This is a genomic window from Luteolibacter ambystomatis (assembly GCF_018137965.1).
Taxonomy (GTDB): domain Bacteria; phylum Verrucomicrobiota; class Verrucomicrobiia; order Verrucomicrobiales; family Akkermansiaceae; genus Luteolibacter; species Luteolibacter ambystomatis.
The window spans coordinates 4,311,776-4,326,296 of sequence record NZ_CP073100.1 but is presented as its reverse complement, the minus strand read 5'-3'; the positions used below and the strand labels follow the sequence as shown (position 1 = coordinate 4,326,296).

16 protein-coding genes are annotated in these 14,521 nt (G+C 62.4%); 6 read left to right on the top strand and 10 right to left on the bottom strand.

The features are described 5' to 3' along the window. Positions 1 to 92 precede the first annotated feature (92 nt). Entirely contained in the window at positions 93 to 3,767 is a 3,675-nt protein-coding gene (locus tag KBB96_RS16665; RefSeq protein WP_211630623.1) for a glycosyl hydrolase family 18 protein, read from the bottom strand. Between the two features lie 149 nt (positions 3,768 to 3,916). Between KBB96_RS16665 and KBB96_RS16660 the strand changes: the two genes are divergently transcribed. After that, entirely contained in the window at positions 3,917 to 5,008 is a 1,092-nt protein-coding gene (locus KBB96_RS16660; protein ID WP_211630622.1) for a GntR family transcriptional regulator, read from the top strand. 66 nt (positions 5,009 to 5,074) lie between these two features. On the opposite strand, the gene KBB96_RS16655 is transcribed toward KBB96_RS16660, so the two are convergent. Beyond that, positions 5,075 to 6,325, bottom strand: a complete 1,251-nt coding sequence (locus tag KBB96_RS16655; protein ID WP_226373567.1) for a DUF3472 domain-containing protein — start codon at positions 6,323 to 6,325, stop codon at positions 5,075 to 5,077. 82 nt (positions 6,326 to 6,407) lie between these two features. Then, positions 6,408 to 7,112, bottom strand: a complete 705-nt coding sequence (locus KBB96_RS16650; RefSeq protein ID WP_211630621.1) for a hypothetical protein — start codon at positions 7,110 to 7,112, stop codon at positions 6,408 to 6,410. Between the two features lie 182 nt (positions 7,113 to 7,294). Between KBB96_RS16650 and KBB96_RS16645 the strand changes: the two genes are divergently transcribed. Continuing rightward, a complete protein-coding gene (locus KBB96_RS16645) occupies positions 7,295 to 7,618 on the top strand; it encodes a hypothetical protein (RefSeq protein ID WP_211630620.1) in 324 nt (107 codons plus the stop codon). Here the strand turns inward: KBB96_RS16645 and ribD are convergent, their stop codons facing one another. Further along, a complete protein-coding gene (gene ribD, locus KBB96_RS16640) occupies positions 7,619 to 8,650 on the bottom strand; it encodes a bifunctional diaminohydroxyphosphoribosylaminopyrimidine deaminase/5-amino-6-(5-phosphoribosylamino)uracil reductase RibD (RefSeq protein ID WP_226373566.1) in 1,032 nt (343 codons plus the stop codon). A gap of 107 nt (positions 8,651 to 8,757) precedes the next feature. On the opposite strand from ribD, the gene KBB96_RS16635 reads away from it, so the two are divergent. Beyond that, positions 8,758 to 9,351, top strand: coding sequence for a hypothetical protein (locus KBB96_RS16635; RefSeq protein ID WP_211630619.1), 594 nt, complete (start codon positions 8,758 to 8,760; stop codon positions 9,349 to 9,351). A 7-nt stretch (positions 9,352 to 9,358) separates the two neighbouring features. Here KBB96_RS16635 and KBB96_RS16630 read toward each other — a convergent pair whose 3' ends face one another. Then, a complete protein-coding gene (locus tag KBB96_RS16630) occupies positions 9,359 to 10,375 on the bottom strand; it encodes a hypothetical protein (protein WP_211630618.1) in 1,017 nt (338 codons plus the stop codon). A 19-nt stretch (positions 10,376 to 10,394) separates the two neighbouring features. Continuing rightward, on the bottom strand, positions 10,395 to 10,961 hold the full coding sequence (gene pyrE / locus KBB96_RS16625) for an orotate phosphoribosyltransferase (protein ID WP_211630617.1): 567 nt from the start codon (positions 10,959 to 10,961) through the stop codon (positions 10,395 to 10,397). Positions 10,962 to 11,152: 191 nt separating this feature from the next. On the opposite strand from pyrE, the gene KBB96_RS16620 reads away from it, so the two are divergent. Together KBB96_RS16620 and KBB96_RS16615 are read left to right on the top strand one after the other, a co-directional pair. Further along, positions 11,153 to 11,422, top strand: a complete 270-nt coding sequence (locus KBB96_RS16620; protein WP_211630616.1) for a hypothetical protein — start codon at positions 11,153 to 11,155, stop codon at positions 11,420 to 11,422. Beyond that, the gene (locus KBB96_RS16615; protein WP_211630615.1) at positions 11,422 to 11,715 is read left to right on the top strand and encodes a hypothetical protein; all 294 of its coding nucleotides are present in this window, start codon (positions 11,422 to 11,424) and stop codon (positions 11,713 to 11,715) included. Before KBB96_RS16620 ends, KBB96_RS16615 begins: the two co-directional genes overlap by 1 nt. Positions 11,716 to 11,803: 88 nt before the next feature. Here the strand turns inward: KBB96_RS16615 and rpmA are convergent, their stop codons facing one another. Together rpmA and rplU are read right to left on the bottom strand one after the other, a co-directional pair. Beyond that, positions 11,804 to 12,067, bottom strand: coding sequence for a 50S ribosomal protein L27 (gene rpmA, locus KBB96_RS16610; RefSeq protein ID WP_211630614.1), 264 nt, complete (start codon positions 12,065 to 12,067; stop codon positions 11,804 to 11,806). 20 nt (positions 12,068 to 12,087) lie between these two features. After that, the gene (gene rplU / locus KBB96_RS16605) at positions 12,088 to 12,399 is read right to left on the bottom strand and encodes a 50S ribosomal protein L21 (protein WP_211630613.1); all 312 of its coding nucleotides are present in this window, start codon (positions 12,397 to 12,399) and stop codon (positions 12,088 to 12,090) included. Positions 12,400 to 12,527: 128 nt separating this feature from the next. Here rplU and tsaE point away from each other — a divergent pair, with 128 nt between their 5' ends. Then, positions 12,528 to 12,938, top strand: coding sequence for a tRNA (adenosine(37)-N6)-threonylcarbamoyltransferase complex ATPase subunit type 1 TsaE (tsaE, locus tag KBB96_RS16600; protein ID WP_226373565.1), 411 nt, complete (start codon positions 12,528 to 12,530; stop codon positions 12,936 to 12,938). A 198-nt stretch (positions 12,939 to 13,136) separates the two neighbouring features. Here the strand turns inward: tsaE and KBB96_RS16595 are convergent, their stop codons facing one another. After that, positions 13,137 to 13,772, bottom strand: a complete 636-nt coding sequence (locus tag KBB96_RS16595; protein ID WP_211630612.1) for an SDR family NAD(P)-dependent oxidoreductase — start codon at positions 13,770 to 13,772, stop codon at positions 13,137 to 13,139. Between the two features lie 259 nt (positions 13,773 to 14,031). Then, positions 14,032 to 14,505 carry an SRPBCC family protein gene (locus tag KBB96_RS16590; protein ID WP_211630611.1) on the bottom strand — a complete coding sequence of 158 codons (474 nt, stop codon included), beginning with the start codon at positions 14,503 to 14,505 and terminating at the stop codon, positions 14,032 to 14,034. Positions 14,506 to 14,521: the final 16 nt, after the last annotated feature.

Below are 14,521 nucleotides of genomic sequence, written 5' to 3'. Positions count from 1 at the left end.
GAGCCTCTACGAGGGATTACATGCAATGTTTTTGTACAAGGATATTGTACACGAATAACAAGTAACCGAATCAGGTAACTGATGGAACAAGTTTACTTCACGCGCATTTCGATACGCGCGAAGGCCGTGGGCCGCGAGACCATGGGCGCATTGTCCCGCCACACCGCCTCGATCTTTCCTCCGCCAAGATCGACGGTCTGCTGGAGCACCATCAGACGGGAAGGAGAGAAGGCGGGGGTCGCGGAAGCAATCACGCGGTACTCCACATTGCTCGCCGCGGTGTCCGCCGGAACCACCACGCAGAAGTAGCCGCCGCTGTTGCCTGAAACGGTCAAGGCGCGGATCTCGGTACGAGGTCCACCGTAGTTCATGACCTGCGGCGAAGTGCCGTTGAGGAATTCAAGCAGGTTCGAGCGGCCGTCGCCATCCGGATCCGCGGCGTAGGCGGTGGCGGTGATTCCACGGGTCGAGGCCCAGGTGGCGAACGAGCTGCCGCCGGAGCCAACGGCCTGGCCGTTGAGACGCAGGTTGGTCGGTTGGGACGGGCTGCCCGAACCGGTGAATCCGATCACGGCGGTGGTGTTGTTCGCCAGCGAATAGCCGCCCCAGGTGGGATTGGTGACGGTGAGCGTGTTTCCGCTCTTCCCGACGAACACGCCATTCCACATCGAGGCCACGCTCCACGGTGCATCGAACTGGATGTTCCAGGTGCTCATCGCCGCACCGGTGCTGTTAGTCAGATGCAACTCGCCGCCAAACCCTCCCGACCACGAATCCGAGGTCACCAGCGAAAGCGTGATCCCCGCCGGAGCAGCATGCGAGGTCCATCCCTCATCCGGCCCCGGACCATTGCTGTCGTCATTGGTGATGGTACCCGTGGCGATGGATGTACCGAGAGTCCCCCCGGTGGGATTGGAAAGCGTGAGCGTGAAGGTTTCATTCGCCTCCACCGTCTCGTCTCCATTGATGGTGACGGCGATGGTCTTCGAGGTTTCACCGGCGGCGAAGACCAGCGTGCCGCTACGGGAAACATAGTCGCTGCCTGCGGTGGCGGTGCCGTTCGCGGTGGCGTAGTCCACGGTCACGGAGGTGGCGGCGGCCTTGGAGAGCGTGATGGTGAAATTCAGCAAGCCGGTACCAACATTTCCCTCCGCGATGCTTCCGCCGGCCACCGAGATCACCGGCGGTCCGCTGGTGCTTCCCGCGATCCATTCGGCGAAGGCATTCGAAAGATCCGGGTGCGAGGCGTGCTCGTGGCCGATCTCCCAGCAGCCGACCCCGCGAACCGTCGCACCTCCCGCCAGCACGGTGCCGGTGGAGGACAGCAGTCCGTCCATCTTGCGCTTCATCGCATCCGGCGGCGTGAACCACTCGCCGTTGATCTGTACTTCCAGCGCGTTGGGATCAATGGCCGCGGTGTAGGCCGCCTGGTTCGCCGCCCAGGTATCACGCACGGAGGACCACGAATGGTTGTTGGAACCATAGAACGGCAGGCCGACGATCACCTTCGAAGCCGGGAAGCCCTTGCCCAGCACGTAGTCGACACCACCCTTCACCGAAGCCTCCGGAAGCTGGTCGTTCGCCAGCGTCCACTGGGTGGAACCGGGCTTGCGCAGCGAGCCGTTCGCGGGGTTCTTCCAATCGTAGCCGAAGTAGAAAAAGAAATCCGTATAACTTCCGAGTGTGGCGAAATCAAAACCGCCGAGATACCAGCCCGGTCCGCTGCCGAACATGACGATGTAGCGGGAATCCGCCGCCTTCACCGTGGTATAGAGCGTCTGCATCAGCGCGGTGAAATTCGTGCGCGAGGTGCCTGCATCGGCGGGAAACTCGTAGTCGATGTCGAGACCATCGAGATGGTTTGCCTGCAGGAAAGCCAACACGTTGTTCGCGAAGGTCTGCCGCAGCGTCGGGCTGGCGGCGATGGTCGCATACTGATCCGCGAGTGCGGCGGGATAGGCTCCGCCGATGCTCACGACCACGGACTTCCCGAGCGTGTGACCTTCATTCACCACCGCTGGCAGGTACGAGGAGAATGAACCCAGGGTGGTACCGATCGTTCCATCCGCCTTCGGTTCGGCAAAGGCGGTGACGATCACATCGAACGCTTCCAGATTCGCGGCCTGCAGGGCGGCGGGATAGTCGCTGATGACCTGATCCTGGCCCTGCGCGTTGCGGAGGCCGTTGAGATAGCCGATCACCAGCGGATGGGAGGGCAGGGTGTTCAGGCCCCGCTGCGGACCGGTGGCGGGGGAGGGACCTTCGGTGCCATCCGCGGGCACCGCGTCTCCGGCGAGCACGGAGTTCACCACGTTCACCAGCGGCGCATCGGTGGCGGGGCTGTACGGGAGCTTGGCCGAATTGTCCTGGATGGCGCCCGCGCGCAGGTCGCCATAGGCATGCCAGACGATCACCCCGCCGAGGTTCTGCGCGCGCACGTATTCCGCCTTCAGGCCGATGCTACGGGAATCATCGTAGCTGAGGAACGAACTGCCCTTGGTCAGATACGGAACCTTCGCGACATCATCCCAATGGCGGGTCCAGCCGGAGAGATTCTGGCGTATGTATTCGTAGTTCGGCGTGGCATCGTAGTCGCCCCACGCGGCGAAGTCACCGCAGGTGGTGATCGGTCCATCCGGCTGCACGGTCTTCTGGATCTTCACGGTGGAAGCACCCAGCGCCGCACTGCCGGAGCACACCACGCCACGGCCATAGAAAGGCAGCCCCAGCGCGATCTTTCCTCGCGGCACACCTTTGCCGATCAAGTACTGCACCGTAGTGTCGCAGGACATCGCGCCGCCTTCCTCATCCGGATACGCGTAGAGCGGGGCATTGTGCCCGGCCTTGTCCGACCAGCCGCCCTGCACGTCATACGTCATCAGGTCGATGGAATCGAGCAGGCCCGCCACGGCGGTCCAATCGAAACCCTCCAGCTTCGAGGGCGCGCAGCTCAACGCCGCGCTCATTTGCTTGGTGGAGCCGATCGCCGCGCGCACCTCCTGCATCAGTGTGACGAAGTTCGCGTAGTCCGCCTGGGTGCCCACAAAATTCATGCCGCCGGAGGTGCCGGGGTATTCCCAATCGAAGTCGATGCCATCAAAGCCCAGCGCGATCAGGCGCTGGCAATCCGCCACGAAGCGCGCGCGCTTCACCGGATCCGCCGCCATCGCGCCGTAGTGCTTGCACATGCTCCAGCCGCCGATGCTGGCCATCACCTTCACCCCCTTCGCGTGCGCCAGCTCAAGCACACCCGGCATGGTGCCGGGCACATGATAGGGCACGGGCATCGGTCCTGTCAGGCCGCTCGGCGTGTGCCGCCACCCGTTTCCATAGGACTCGAAACCCGCCGCCGTCACCTGACTGGTGAAGTTCCACTGCGGACTCAACTCGCCCCAGACGAGATAGTAGTCCCATGAGGAATAGACGTCGCCGTTCAACAACGCCGCGGGTGCCTGCACCTGACCGGCCTGATAGATGTTCGGATTCCGGAAGTCCCCGCTGTGCAGCGAACCATCCTGCGCCACACCGAAGAACGAGAAGTTCAGATGCGTGTACTGGGAGTAGTCGATGTTGAGGTGGTTCAGGAAACCCTGCTTCGGGAGGCCGGCGGAGGTGCCCTTCCACGCATCCCACTGGGTGATATAGCCGATCACCCGCTTGCCATGGCTGGCGGTGTTACGGGTGGGTTGGGAATCCGCGCCTCCCGCCGCATGGGCGCAGAGAGGCAGGAATGGCAGCAGGCCGCCAAGCAGGAGGGTCCGGAACATGGAGGTGGGTTTGGGGAACTATCCGGGATTTTTCCCGAACTCCTGTTCCCTCCCATTTGTGAAACCCATTGGCAATCCGGGGATTTCATGCCGCCTGATCAAGCTGCTTGAACAGCGGAACAGAAATTGCATGCTGAATTATGACCCCGGTGAAACGCGCCCTGCTGGTGGAAGACACCGCCACGCATCTCCGGCGGCAGATAGCTTCAGGAGCCTTTTCCAGCGAACTGCCCCCCTGCCGTGAACTGGCAAAATCCCTCCAAGTCAGCGTGCCCACTTTGCTCTCCGCCTTGGAACGGCTCGCCGAGGAAGGATTGGTCGTCCGGGGCAAACCGCGCCGTCCCTACCGTCTCGGCTCGGAAGCTAAAACCCCGGCCAAACCGGCGGCGCGCCGCAAGGTCATCCTCCTCATCAGCCCGAAGCCGATCGGCGAATTCGAATCGAGCAGCCGCTCCGGCGTGGACCGCGTGATGCTGGAATGCGTGCGCCACGGATGGGAATTCCACCACCGCATCATTCCCTACGCCGATGCCACCCGCTCCAGCCCGCGCTGGGACGAAGTGCTCGACGAAGTCCGACCCACCCAACTCGTCGCTCTGGCAGGAAACAAGGTGCTGGCGGAATGGGCCAGCCGCCGCGGCATGCCGACCCTCTTTGTGGGTGGTGCTCCCGCCAATACCCCGGTCGTGGCCGTCGGTGTCAGCCTCCGGGCCCGCTTGGAATCCGCCTTGGACAAGCTGCTGGCGCTCGGTCATCGCCACATCTGCATGCCGGTCTGCGGCCTTCAGGACTATCTCAGCGAGCCGGTACGCACGCAATTCGCCGACGCGCTGGCCGCCCGGAATATCCCCTTCGTGCCAAACTACCACGTGCCGACCTCGCCGACACGCAACCCGACCACCATCCCTTCGCTGCTCGCCAAGGTCTTCAACGCCCGCATCCCCAGCGCCATGGTTTTCGTGGAATGGATCGACTTTGTCGCGACCGCCGCGCTGCTGGCAAACCGTGGTCTGGCCTTTGGCCGCGACATCGTGGGCGTGGTGCTGACCTATGACAGCCATATCGAATGGTTCCAACCACGGCCCGCCCATTTCCGGCTGCCGCTCCAACGGCTGGAGCGCATCCTCGGCGAGTGGCTGAAAAACCCGGCCGCTCCGCGTTTCCGCAAGGGCGGGCTGATGCTCCAACCGTTCCGGTTCTACGAAGGCGATGCGTTCCGCGGGCCCGGCGGAGGCGGTTGATCGCCGTACACAAAAACGGGCCGGAGGATGCTGGATCCACCGGCCCGCGAAATCAGAAACGGAAGCTCACATCCCCGGCAGCGGCGGCAGTTTCAAATCGTTCGGTGGAGTCTTGGTCGCCGGACGGTCGAACGGCGTGCCGTATTTCACGAAATCATCCGTGAAGCCACCCTGGCTGAGGAAAAAACGGCCGTGATCCACACCCATGTAGCGGTCGAGGCGGTCTTCCTTGCCGGTGCCATCGTGACTGAAGTTGGCGCGGGTGATCTCGATCCACTGGCCCTTGTCGGTGCGAGCCCACTGGTTGCCATAGTAGCACTTGCGCAGGAGCTGGCCGTTCGCGCCGCCGAAGTTCTCGCTGAAGCTGTAGAGTCCCTTCAGCCAGGAGCCGGTTTTCGGAGCTTTCCAACTTGAGATCAGCATCCACTTCTTCTGTTCCGGATGGAACCAGAAGCCGGAATAGACGGTGTGATTGCCATCCAGCACCTTCGCGGTGACGACGAAACGCTGTGTGGAACCGGTCTTCCAGTTGTACACGAGATGGCTGTGACCACCGGTGCCTTCATTGCCGAAGTCGCCGCTGTCCACGCCGTCACCCTTCGCGACGAGCATCGTGCGGTCCTCCGCGCCGACCTTGGAACGATCCTTGGCCTCGCCACCCGCATCCCACACCGAGAAGATGATCCGGCGCTCGGTGGGGCTGTTCACCTGCATCCCGAAGTAACCGCGATCCCAGCCACAAACCATGTAGTAGGTCGCCACCGGATCGGCAACGGCGGTGGCTTCACAGTAAAAAGCCTCCACGTTCACGCCTTCCGGATTCGGATAAGAAAGGTGGATGGAGGCGGCATTGCGGCGCTCCTTGAGATTGAAATGCGCGTCCTTCGCCGCAGGGCCATCGAGCAGCAGGTCGCCCACATCGCCATTGGTTTCATTGGGACGATTCAAGGATTCCAGCAGGAAGCGTTGGTAGCCGGTCTTGGCGATGTCGAACGAGCCGAAGGAAACCGGAGCAGGGCTGCCGGTGCCCTTCACCACGGCCTCGCGCGATTTCCCGGCGACGGTGAGGCGCAGGCGCGATTCCTTGCCGGCGGGCAGGGTGACTTCGATGGAGGTATCCAGTTTCCCTGCGGTCTTGATCTGGCCGAACCACTCGATCTTCAGGCCGGGCTTGTTCCAGCCGGTGATCGGTTTGTTCTCGGAAATCCGTGCGCCGTTCGCATCGGGTTCAAGGTAGGCGGTGTGGGCGGGGATCCGGACCGGATCGGCGTGAAGGCTGGCGGTCAGCGCCGCCAGGATGAGGAATGCAGGTTTCATAATGCGACAAACGGAAATGACAAAAGGGAGCCAGCAGAACGGCTCCCTTTCGTCCATTTCTTTCATCCGGCCGCTGGTCTGCTCACCCGTCCGCCGGTTCGTGGAGACGGCGGCGGAGCTTCGCTTCCGGACCTTCCTCCTGAATGAGCAGGAGGCCCTTGAAAATATCGATCAAGCCACCGGTGCGGTGCTTGTCCCGCTGGAACTGCTGGAAGGCGCGTTCGTACTCCGCGGAATACTTCGCCGGGTCTTCCAGCGAGGCATCTGCCGGCAGATGGCTGAGAACCTCCTGGCGCAGCCGCTCGGACTCCGCCTCGCCGTGCTTGCGGCGGGTTTCCACCCGGGCGCGGGTGGCAGCAAGATAGGCGCGGATCACATCGAGCTGGCCCTCCACCGACTGCCACAACTCGCGCCAGTCCTCCCGGTCATCAATGTCGAGCGCACGATCCAGTTGCGACGAAAGACCGTGCAGCGTCTCATGGAGATTCTCATCGCGGGTGACAACGGCATCGAACCCGGCGAGAGGAGAAGTCGCCTCGCTTTCCAGTTCCTCGCGCAACTTCGCGGTGTAAAGACGGATCTCCGCCAGCAATGACTCCGCCGTTTCCCACCGGCTTTTCCAGGTGGGATCGGAACCGATGGAAGGAAGCACACGCTCACCGAAGGAGCGCGTGTCCTTCAGCATGCCCTGCAACTCGGAGTCGGCCTCGCTGAGATGCTGGAAGTCTCCGCGCAGCGCCTTGTTGATCCGGGACAGCACGAACACATTGGAATTGGATTCACTCATGACGGGAAAGGGTTGTGGTTGGATGACTGGGTACCCGGCGGAATCAAAGAAATGCCGGTTTATCGTCTCAACATACTCCCTCCAACAGGACCTTGCAAATCGCACCCGCGAATCCGTGAAGGATTTTGAATAGCGCTTCCGCGGAGCCCGTCGAAAAGGACGTAAACCAACCCTTCACAGCCATGAAACGAATCGCCCTTTCCCTTGCTGCCGCGGCGATGGCCTTTTTCGGTGCCACCCCGCAGGCGGAAGCCCGCCATTACCACTCCGGCCGGAGTACTTACGTCAGCAGCTATGCCCGCTGCGGCTGCCCCATTTACGTCCAGCGCTACGTCGCGTTCTATGATGGCTGGGGCCGTCCGGTCTGGCGCACGCGCGTCCTGCCGATCCAGCATCGCTGCGGCTGGGGCCGCACCTACTATCGCGGGAGCTACACTCCGTACCGCGGCGGGTATACCTATGGCGGCTACGGCTACCACCGCCCCGGCATCACCATCCGCTTCTGATCAACCCCGCGCCACCCGCGCGCGCATCCGGACGTCATCGCCGATGCGCTCGTAGCGGACATCCTCCAGTGACGCGGGAACGGGCAACCCTGTTCCCGCAAGTGCCGGAACATCCCCTCCGCATAGCAGGGGAGCGAGATAGATCACCACCTCGTCCACGCACCCGGCCTCGAAGAGTGCCGCGGAAAACGCACCGCCCGCCTCCACCAGCACGCTGAGCACTCCCTGCCCCGCGGCGAGGTTTCCGAGCATACCGGGCAAATCTCCGGCGGGACGGATGAGCGTCCGATCCCGCCATTCATCCGTGAACAGCGCCGCATCGGTCGGCAACTCCTCCAGCCGATCCGTCACCACCACTCGCCACGGCTGATTGCGCCCCTCCAGCCATTCCGGCTGCCGGATCGTCAGCTGGGGCCGGTCCCGCCGCACGGTTTCCCCGGAGGTGAGAATGGCATCCACCTCGCCGCGCAGTTTCTGCACATCGGCCCGGGAGGCTTCGCCGCTCAACCACTGGCCTTCGCCCGGCGGGCGGGTGATACGGCCATCGAGGCTCATGGCGGTCTTCCAAATCACCCACGGCCGCCCGGTCTCCTGGACTTGGAAAAACGGGCGCAGCAGATCGGTGGCCTCCTTTTCCAAGATCCCGGACGCGACTTCGATGCCCGCTCCGGCGAGCACGGCATCCGCCCGGCCCACATGAGCCGGATTCCGGTCCTTCACCGCGTACACCACCCGGGAAACTCCGGCCTCGATCAATCCCGCGGTGCAAGGCGGCGTGCGGCCAAACGTGGAACAAGGCTCCAAGGTCACATACGCGGTCGAACCACGGATCGCCTCCGCACCCGTATTCCGCAGCGCATCCGCCAGCGCCTCGCGCTCGGCATGGGCCTGGCCGGCGGCGCGATGCCAGCCGCGGCCGATCAACGCACCGTCCTTGACGATGACGGCACCCACGGGAGGATTCGGAGCCGTACGGCCCACTCCGTTCCGTGCCTCCTCCAGCGCGAGGGCCATCCAGTACGCGTCATCCATGGCAGCCAGCTTCGATGTTCCGCCACGCGGCGCAAGTCCGGCGGTGAATCCAAGTTGAAAGCCGGGCCATCCTCCTGCATGATTCAGGAGTTGAGGAACACACAACCATGAAAACACGCTCCGTAATTCTGCCGGTGGCTTGTCTCGCGTTCCAATTTGCCACCGCCGCGGAACCCGCGGCCCCAGCCGCACCCGCCAAACTCTCCCCCTACGCGGAGGGCATGGCTGCCATTGAAGCCGGTGATCCCAAGCTGGCCGAAGCCAGTTTCACCAAAGCGCTCCAACAGGACCCCAACAATGCCAACGCCCGCTACCAACTCAATGAGGTACGGCGCAATGCCGCCGCGATTGCCGCAAAAGGGCGCGAGGCGAAATTCGGCGGGGTCATGATCGAGAAGATCCAACTCGACAAGGCGACCCTCCAGGAATCGCTGGAATACCTCGCTTCCCTGGTCAAGAAGGAGAGCAAGGACCAGGTGAGCGCCAACATCGTCCTCGACGATCCGAAGAGCACGCTGGCGACCAAGGAAGTCACCCTGCAGCTCAACAAGGTTCCCGCAAAGGCGGCACTCCAATACATCCTCTCACAAGTGGACGCCAAGGCCCGCTTCGACGAGCACGCCATCGTGGTGAGCCCCCGCGGCGGCGGTACTCCCGTGAACGGCACGCCCGCCGGAAAAGTGGGTTCCGGAGGCGGCTGACCCGCGTTCACACTCCGACCATCATCGAGACATGGGCGGCGGTCAGTTCGCCCATCGTCTCGCAATCGCCGAAACCGGAGGTCTGGTGCATCCTGTCCAGGTCCCGCGCCAGGGTGCCGACATGCGAGCGCGGGGCCAGTTCCTCGCGGCGCATGATTCCGAGCAAGGCCTTCAGGCGACCCGCCTCGACCTTCGCGCGGCGCGCCATCTGGGCATGCTCTTCGGCCACATACTGGTCGATGGTTTTCCGGTTCAGAACTTCGAAGGCGAGCTTGGTGATGCTGCGGTTCGAATCGAAACGGTAGGCGAGGTAGATCTTGCCACGGCCTTCGTACGACTGCTGGTCGAAGTCGATCGGCCGCACGCGGTACTGCACTTCCTCGAAGTCCGGGGTGATGTCCACGACGTAGTTCACGCTGCGCATGTCGCCGAGCAGGCGGATGAAGCAGCGCTCGTTGAACTTGGTGAATTCCTTCGCGATGCGGACCTTGTTGAGTCCCGGCCGTTTCAGATAATCCTCAAGGAAGACATTGCCCGGAACTCCCGCGATGTGCTCCTCGATCAGGGTATTGCCCTTGACGAAGTAGTTGATGCGGTTCGGTGAAAGGATGTGCTCGAGCTCCAGACCGAAGATGCGGGACGCGTCCGCGACCTTGACGTAGAAGTAGTCCGAGTTGTCGTTGAAGAGATTGGTGATCCGCACCCGGAACGGCCGGGAGTTCCCGAAATCACCGAAGTCGACGCGGTCCACGGTGAGGTGCTCATGATGGCCCACCTCCCCACCGATCTTCAGTTCCGCGTAGATCTGGGTGAGCTTCGGCTTGAGATCCGCGAATACGTCCGGCGGATACATCACCGTGAGCCACAGGGTTTCCTTGCCCTGTGGATCGTCATAGGGGATCGCACCGGAGAAACGGCACAGGTCGTTGTACACCTGTGGAATCTCGCGGTAGCGGTCGAAGCGGTGCAAGTACTGCCGCAGGAGCCCGGAAACGGGGTACTGGATCTTGCGGCGGGAGATCATGAGCGCGGAGGATGGAAGATCAGGCCTCGTCCAGCAGCGTCTTGCGCGTGAACAGCGGCAGCACCGGGATGCCGCGGGCCTCGATCGCCTCGCGGCCGCCTTCCTGGCGGTCCACCAGCACCAGCGCGAACGCCACCTTGCCGCCCTCGCGCTCGATCACGTCGATGGCCTTGATGGTGGAACCGCCGGTGGTGATCACATCATCTACGACGATCACCGTACTTCCTTCCTTGAAGTTGCCCTCGATCTGCTTGCCGCGGCCGTGGCCCTTCGGCTCCTTGCGGACGGTGAAGACCTGCAGGGCCTCGTCCGGATGCTGCTTCGCGGAGGTCATGCCGACCGCCAGCGAGATCGGGTCCGCGCCGAGGGTCATGCCGCCGATCGCATCGATTTTCAAACCTTCCGCCGCGATCCGCTCGCGCACCGCCGCCCAGCCGAGTTCGCCAATCAGATTCGCGCCGAAGGGATCAAGCGCGGTCACTCGGCAGTCGATGTAGAGATCGCTCTCCTTACCGGAGGCGAGCGTGAAGGTTCCGGTGCGGACGGACTTTTCCAAGAGGAGGGACTTGAGCGCGGCGGCGGACATGAGGATAGAGTCCGGAATCCGGAAGCCGGAGGCAAGTGAAGAGGGAGACGGGCGAAGAGTGCTCCCCTTCATTCCAGAGTAGAGCTTGAACACGGCTGTCCCTCCGCTACTGGAAGGGCATGGAAACCGCCGCTCTCACAGCCGCCAGCCAACAGGAACGCCGGTGGTTCCGGCGGACATTGGGCTCGTCCTTGGCCGCGCTGCTGGCATACGGGACGGGAATCGGAATCGGTTGGTGGGGAAACAACCAAGTGGCGGCGGCGAACAACGCCGTCGGTGGTGCGGGAGCGGAAAAAGCTCTCGAACAGCTCGGCGCAACGATGGGGACACTGTTTACTGCATACAAGATCTCCCTGGTGGTGCTGATGCTAGCAGGGCTCGCGTTCCTGATTTCGCTGGTCTTCTGGCTGCTGGCGATGCAGCGGCGGCGAAAGCTTGCGAATCCAAATTCGCTGGTCTGATGTCAAAGGATCTGGACGGACAGGAGCGGCATTGGTTCCAGGTCGCTGTGGCATCCTGCATCGCGATGGCCGTGGGAATGGTGGTTGCTGGAATCACCAATTTTTGGCTGAATCAGGAGCTCGCGCGGGTCAAGGTGAGCAAAGATCCGACTCTATACGTGGAGGCGCATGGTAAGTCATTGCCGTGGTCTACCTCTGGACTGGCTATCCTGGGTCTCGCTGCGGTTTCCTTCATTTATGCGTTTGTCGTCTGGCTGTTTTTGATGTGGCGGCGGCGGTTGGGGCGGAGTTGAAGGCCTTTAGAGAAGATCCCATTGCGTACACGAAAAAGCCGCTTTCTTTTCAGAAAGCGGCTTCTGGAAATTTCGCAGCGGAGATCGCTTAGTTCACGGCGGCAACCACCGGCTGACCGACGTTCACGCGGCGGCCATCGCGGTCGAAGAACACGCGGCCATCGGTGACGGCGAAGATGGTGTGGTCGCGGCCGATGCCAACGCCCACGCCCGGGTGCCACTTGGTGCCACGCTGGCGGATGATGATGTTGCCGGCGATGACAGCCTGACCGCCGAATTTCTTCACGCCGAGGCGCTTGGAGCGGGAGTCGCGGCCGTTCTTGACGGAGCCTTGTCCTTTCTTATGGGCCATAACAGTGAGGAGGTAGGGGATTAGACGCCAACGGCGGTGATCTCAAGCTTCGTCAGGTGGCGACGGAAACCCTTGGTCTTGTGGAAGCCCTTGCGGCGCTTGAACTTGAAGGCAACGCCCTTCTTGCCACGGAACTGCTCGACCACCTTGGCGGTCACGGAAGCACCCGCCACGGTCGGAGCACCGATCTTGACGGATTCGCCTTCGCCGACGAGGAGCACGTCGAAAGTGAGTTCGGAATCGACTTCGGCGTCGAGCTTCTCGACGTCGATTTTGTCGCCTTGCTGAACGCGGTATTGCTTACCGCCGGTTTTGATCACTGCGTAGGCCATGGCCGTATAGGAAGAGGGTTGCCGCCTTTTCGGGCGGGCGGGGAGAACAACACGGGTCAGCTCAAGCGGCAAGAAATTTTTTTAGAAACGGAATTGGCAGGTGCTTCGGGTTTCCGGAGTAATTGGCCATGATCTCACGCGCGCCCACTCCGGAAGCCATGACAGCCCTCGGCCGGGAAGCGGGAGTCTCCTCCTCCTCCGGGCAGGTTTTCGCACTGGTAGGGGATTTGGGGGCGGGTAAGACGCACTGGACCAAGGGCCTGGCGGATGGGCTTGGGTTCACTGGTGACGTGACCAGCCCGACCTTTTCGCTGGCTCATGAGTACCGGGGTGGGCGTCTGCCGATATTTCACTTCGATTTTTATCGGATCGAGACCATCGAGGAACTCTTCGGCATGGGCTGGGATGAATATCTCGATGAAGGCGGCGTGATTGTCGCCGAATGGGCGGACAAATTCCCGGAAGTACTGCCAAGGGGCACCCGTTGGTTCCGCTTCCGTCTGCTCGCGGACGGTTCGCGGGAGATCACCGGGGAATGAGGCTCAACGCTTGGGGATCATCCGGCCGACAGAGTCCGCAGTGGCCATGGCGGTTTCGCCGAGTCCCTTCGCCAAGCCACATGAGGTCGAAAAAAGGCAACCTGCGACCAAGGCAAGACTGAGGAGAATCCGGAGCATGGCACGGAGACTGCCCGCTCCATGGCGGGAGTCAAGCGGGTGGAGGAACTGTTAGCGCGGTCAGGAAATCCGGCTGTCGAGCTGGAACACCTGGCCGGAGGTGTGAGGTAGATCTTCCTGAAGAGATCGGATGAACCGCGCGACAGCCTCTGCGGTATTGAAGCGCCCAAGAACGTGCTCCGACTTCACCTGACCGCGCCGCCCCTCTGAAACCCCGGCGGTCATTCGTGTTTCGAGAAATCCCGGCAGCACCACATTGACCCGGATTCCGGCCGGGCCGACTTCGCAGGCCAGCGATTTCCCAAGGCCAATGAGGCTGGCTTTCGCAGCAGCGTATGCGGCCTGTCCCGCCGGAGGATGCAGGGCTGAAAAGCTCGAGATGAAAACGACGTGCCCACTGCGACGTTTCAGCATGCCCCGCAGGGCGGCTTTGGCACAGCGGGCGGCTCCTGTCAGGTTCACCGCCATCACCGCATCCCAATCATCCTCAGAAAGCTTCAGCAGCGGAAGGTCACGTACGAGGCCGGCGTTGCACACCAACAGATCGGTTTGCGAATCCTTGAAAAACGCTGTGACCGATTCGGAAGCCGTCACATCAAGTTCCATCCGCCCCGGGGCAGTCGCCTGCCAACCAGCCGTGCGGAACTCTCCGGCGATTGCCTGCCCGAGATCGCCCTCTCCGCCCGTGATGACCATGCTGCCCGGCACTCCTGAGTGCTACGTGACCAGCCGGGTGCCGACAACTGCCAAGAAACCTGCGAATAACTTGGGCACAGCACCTGAGAACCGAGGACCCCGAAACCCAAGAACAGTACCGGTTCACGAAGGGCACCGGATCCTACCCAGGTTTTTCCCACCGTGGAACCCGCATGGTAGAAGCGAGGAACGGTCAAAAACCAAGGTTATCCACACGCTTAAGACGAAGATTCTATGGAGTTCAAAAAGGAAGAATTCTTCAGAGGAAGCGTTCTCCTTCCTCGGATTCCGCCATGCGCTTGATCCACCCGTTCCGTTCTTCCAACAGAGCGAGCAGGTGTGGCTTCAGCAACGCACGATCCACAAGACGGCCTCCAAACGGGCCGAGCGGGGATGCGAACCGGAATGTGTCGTGCATGAGCGTGGTACTGCCCTGGAGCTCGAACACGTGGTCGTGCTCCATTTTCCGGAACGGCCCGCGGAGCATCTCATCCCGGAAGTGGTGTGGCCGGTCGTACGCGGTGATGCCTACGGTCATGCGGAAGCGAATCCCAAAGTGCCGGGCGCTCCAGGTGACCTCCTCATTCAGCCCGATCAGGCCGCTGGTGATTCCTGCGATGGCCCTTTCACCGGTGTGCGCCGTGGAAGCCAGGTGCAGGTCGATGCTGCGTGAGAGGTCGAAAACGCGCTCGACCGGTGCCTCGATCCGCGTTGTGAGCTGGATCGTGGTCACCGGTCGGGAAAGGGTC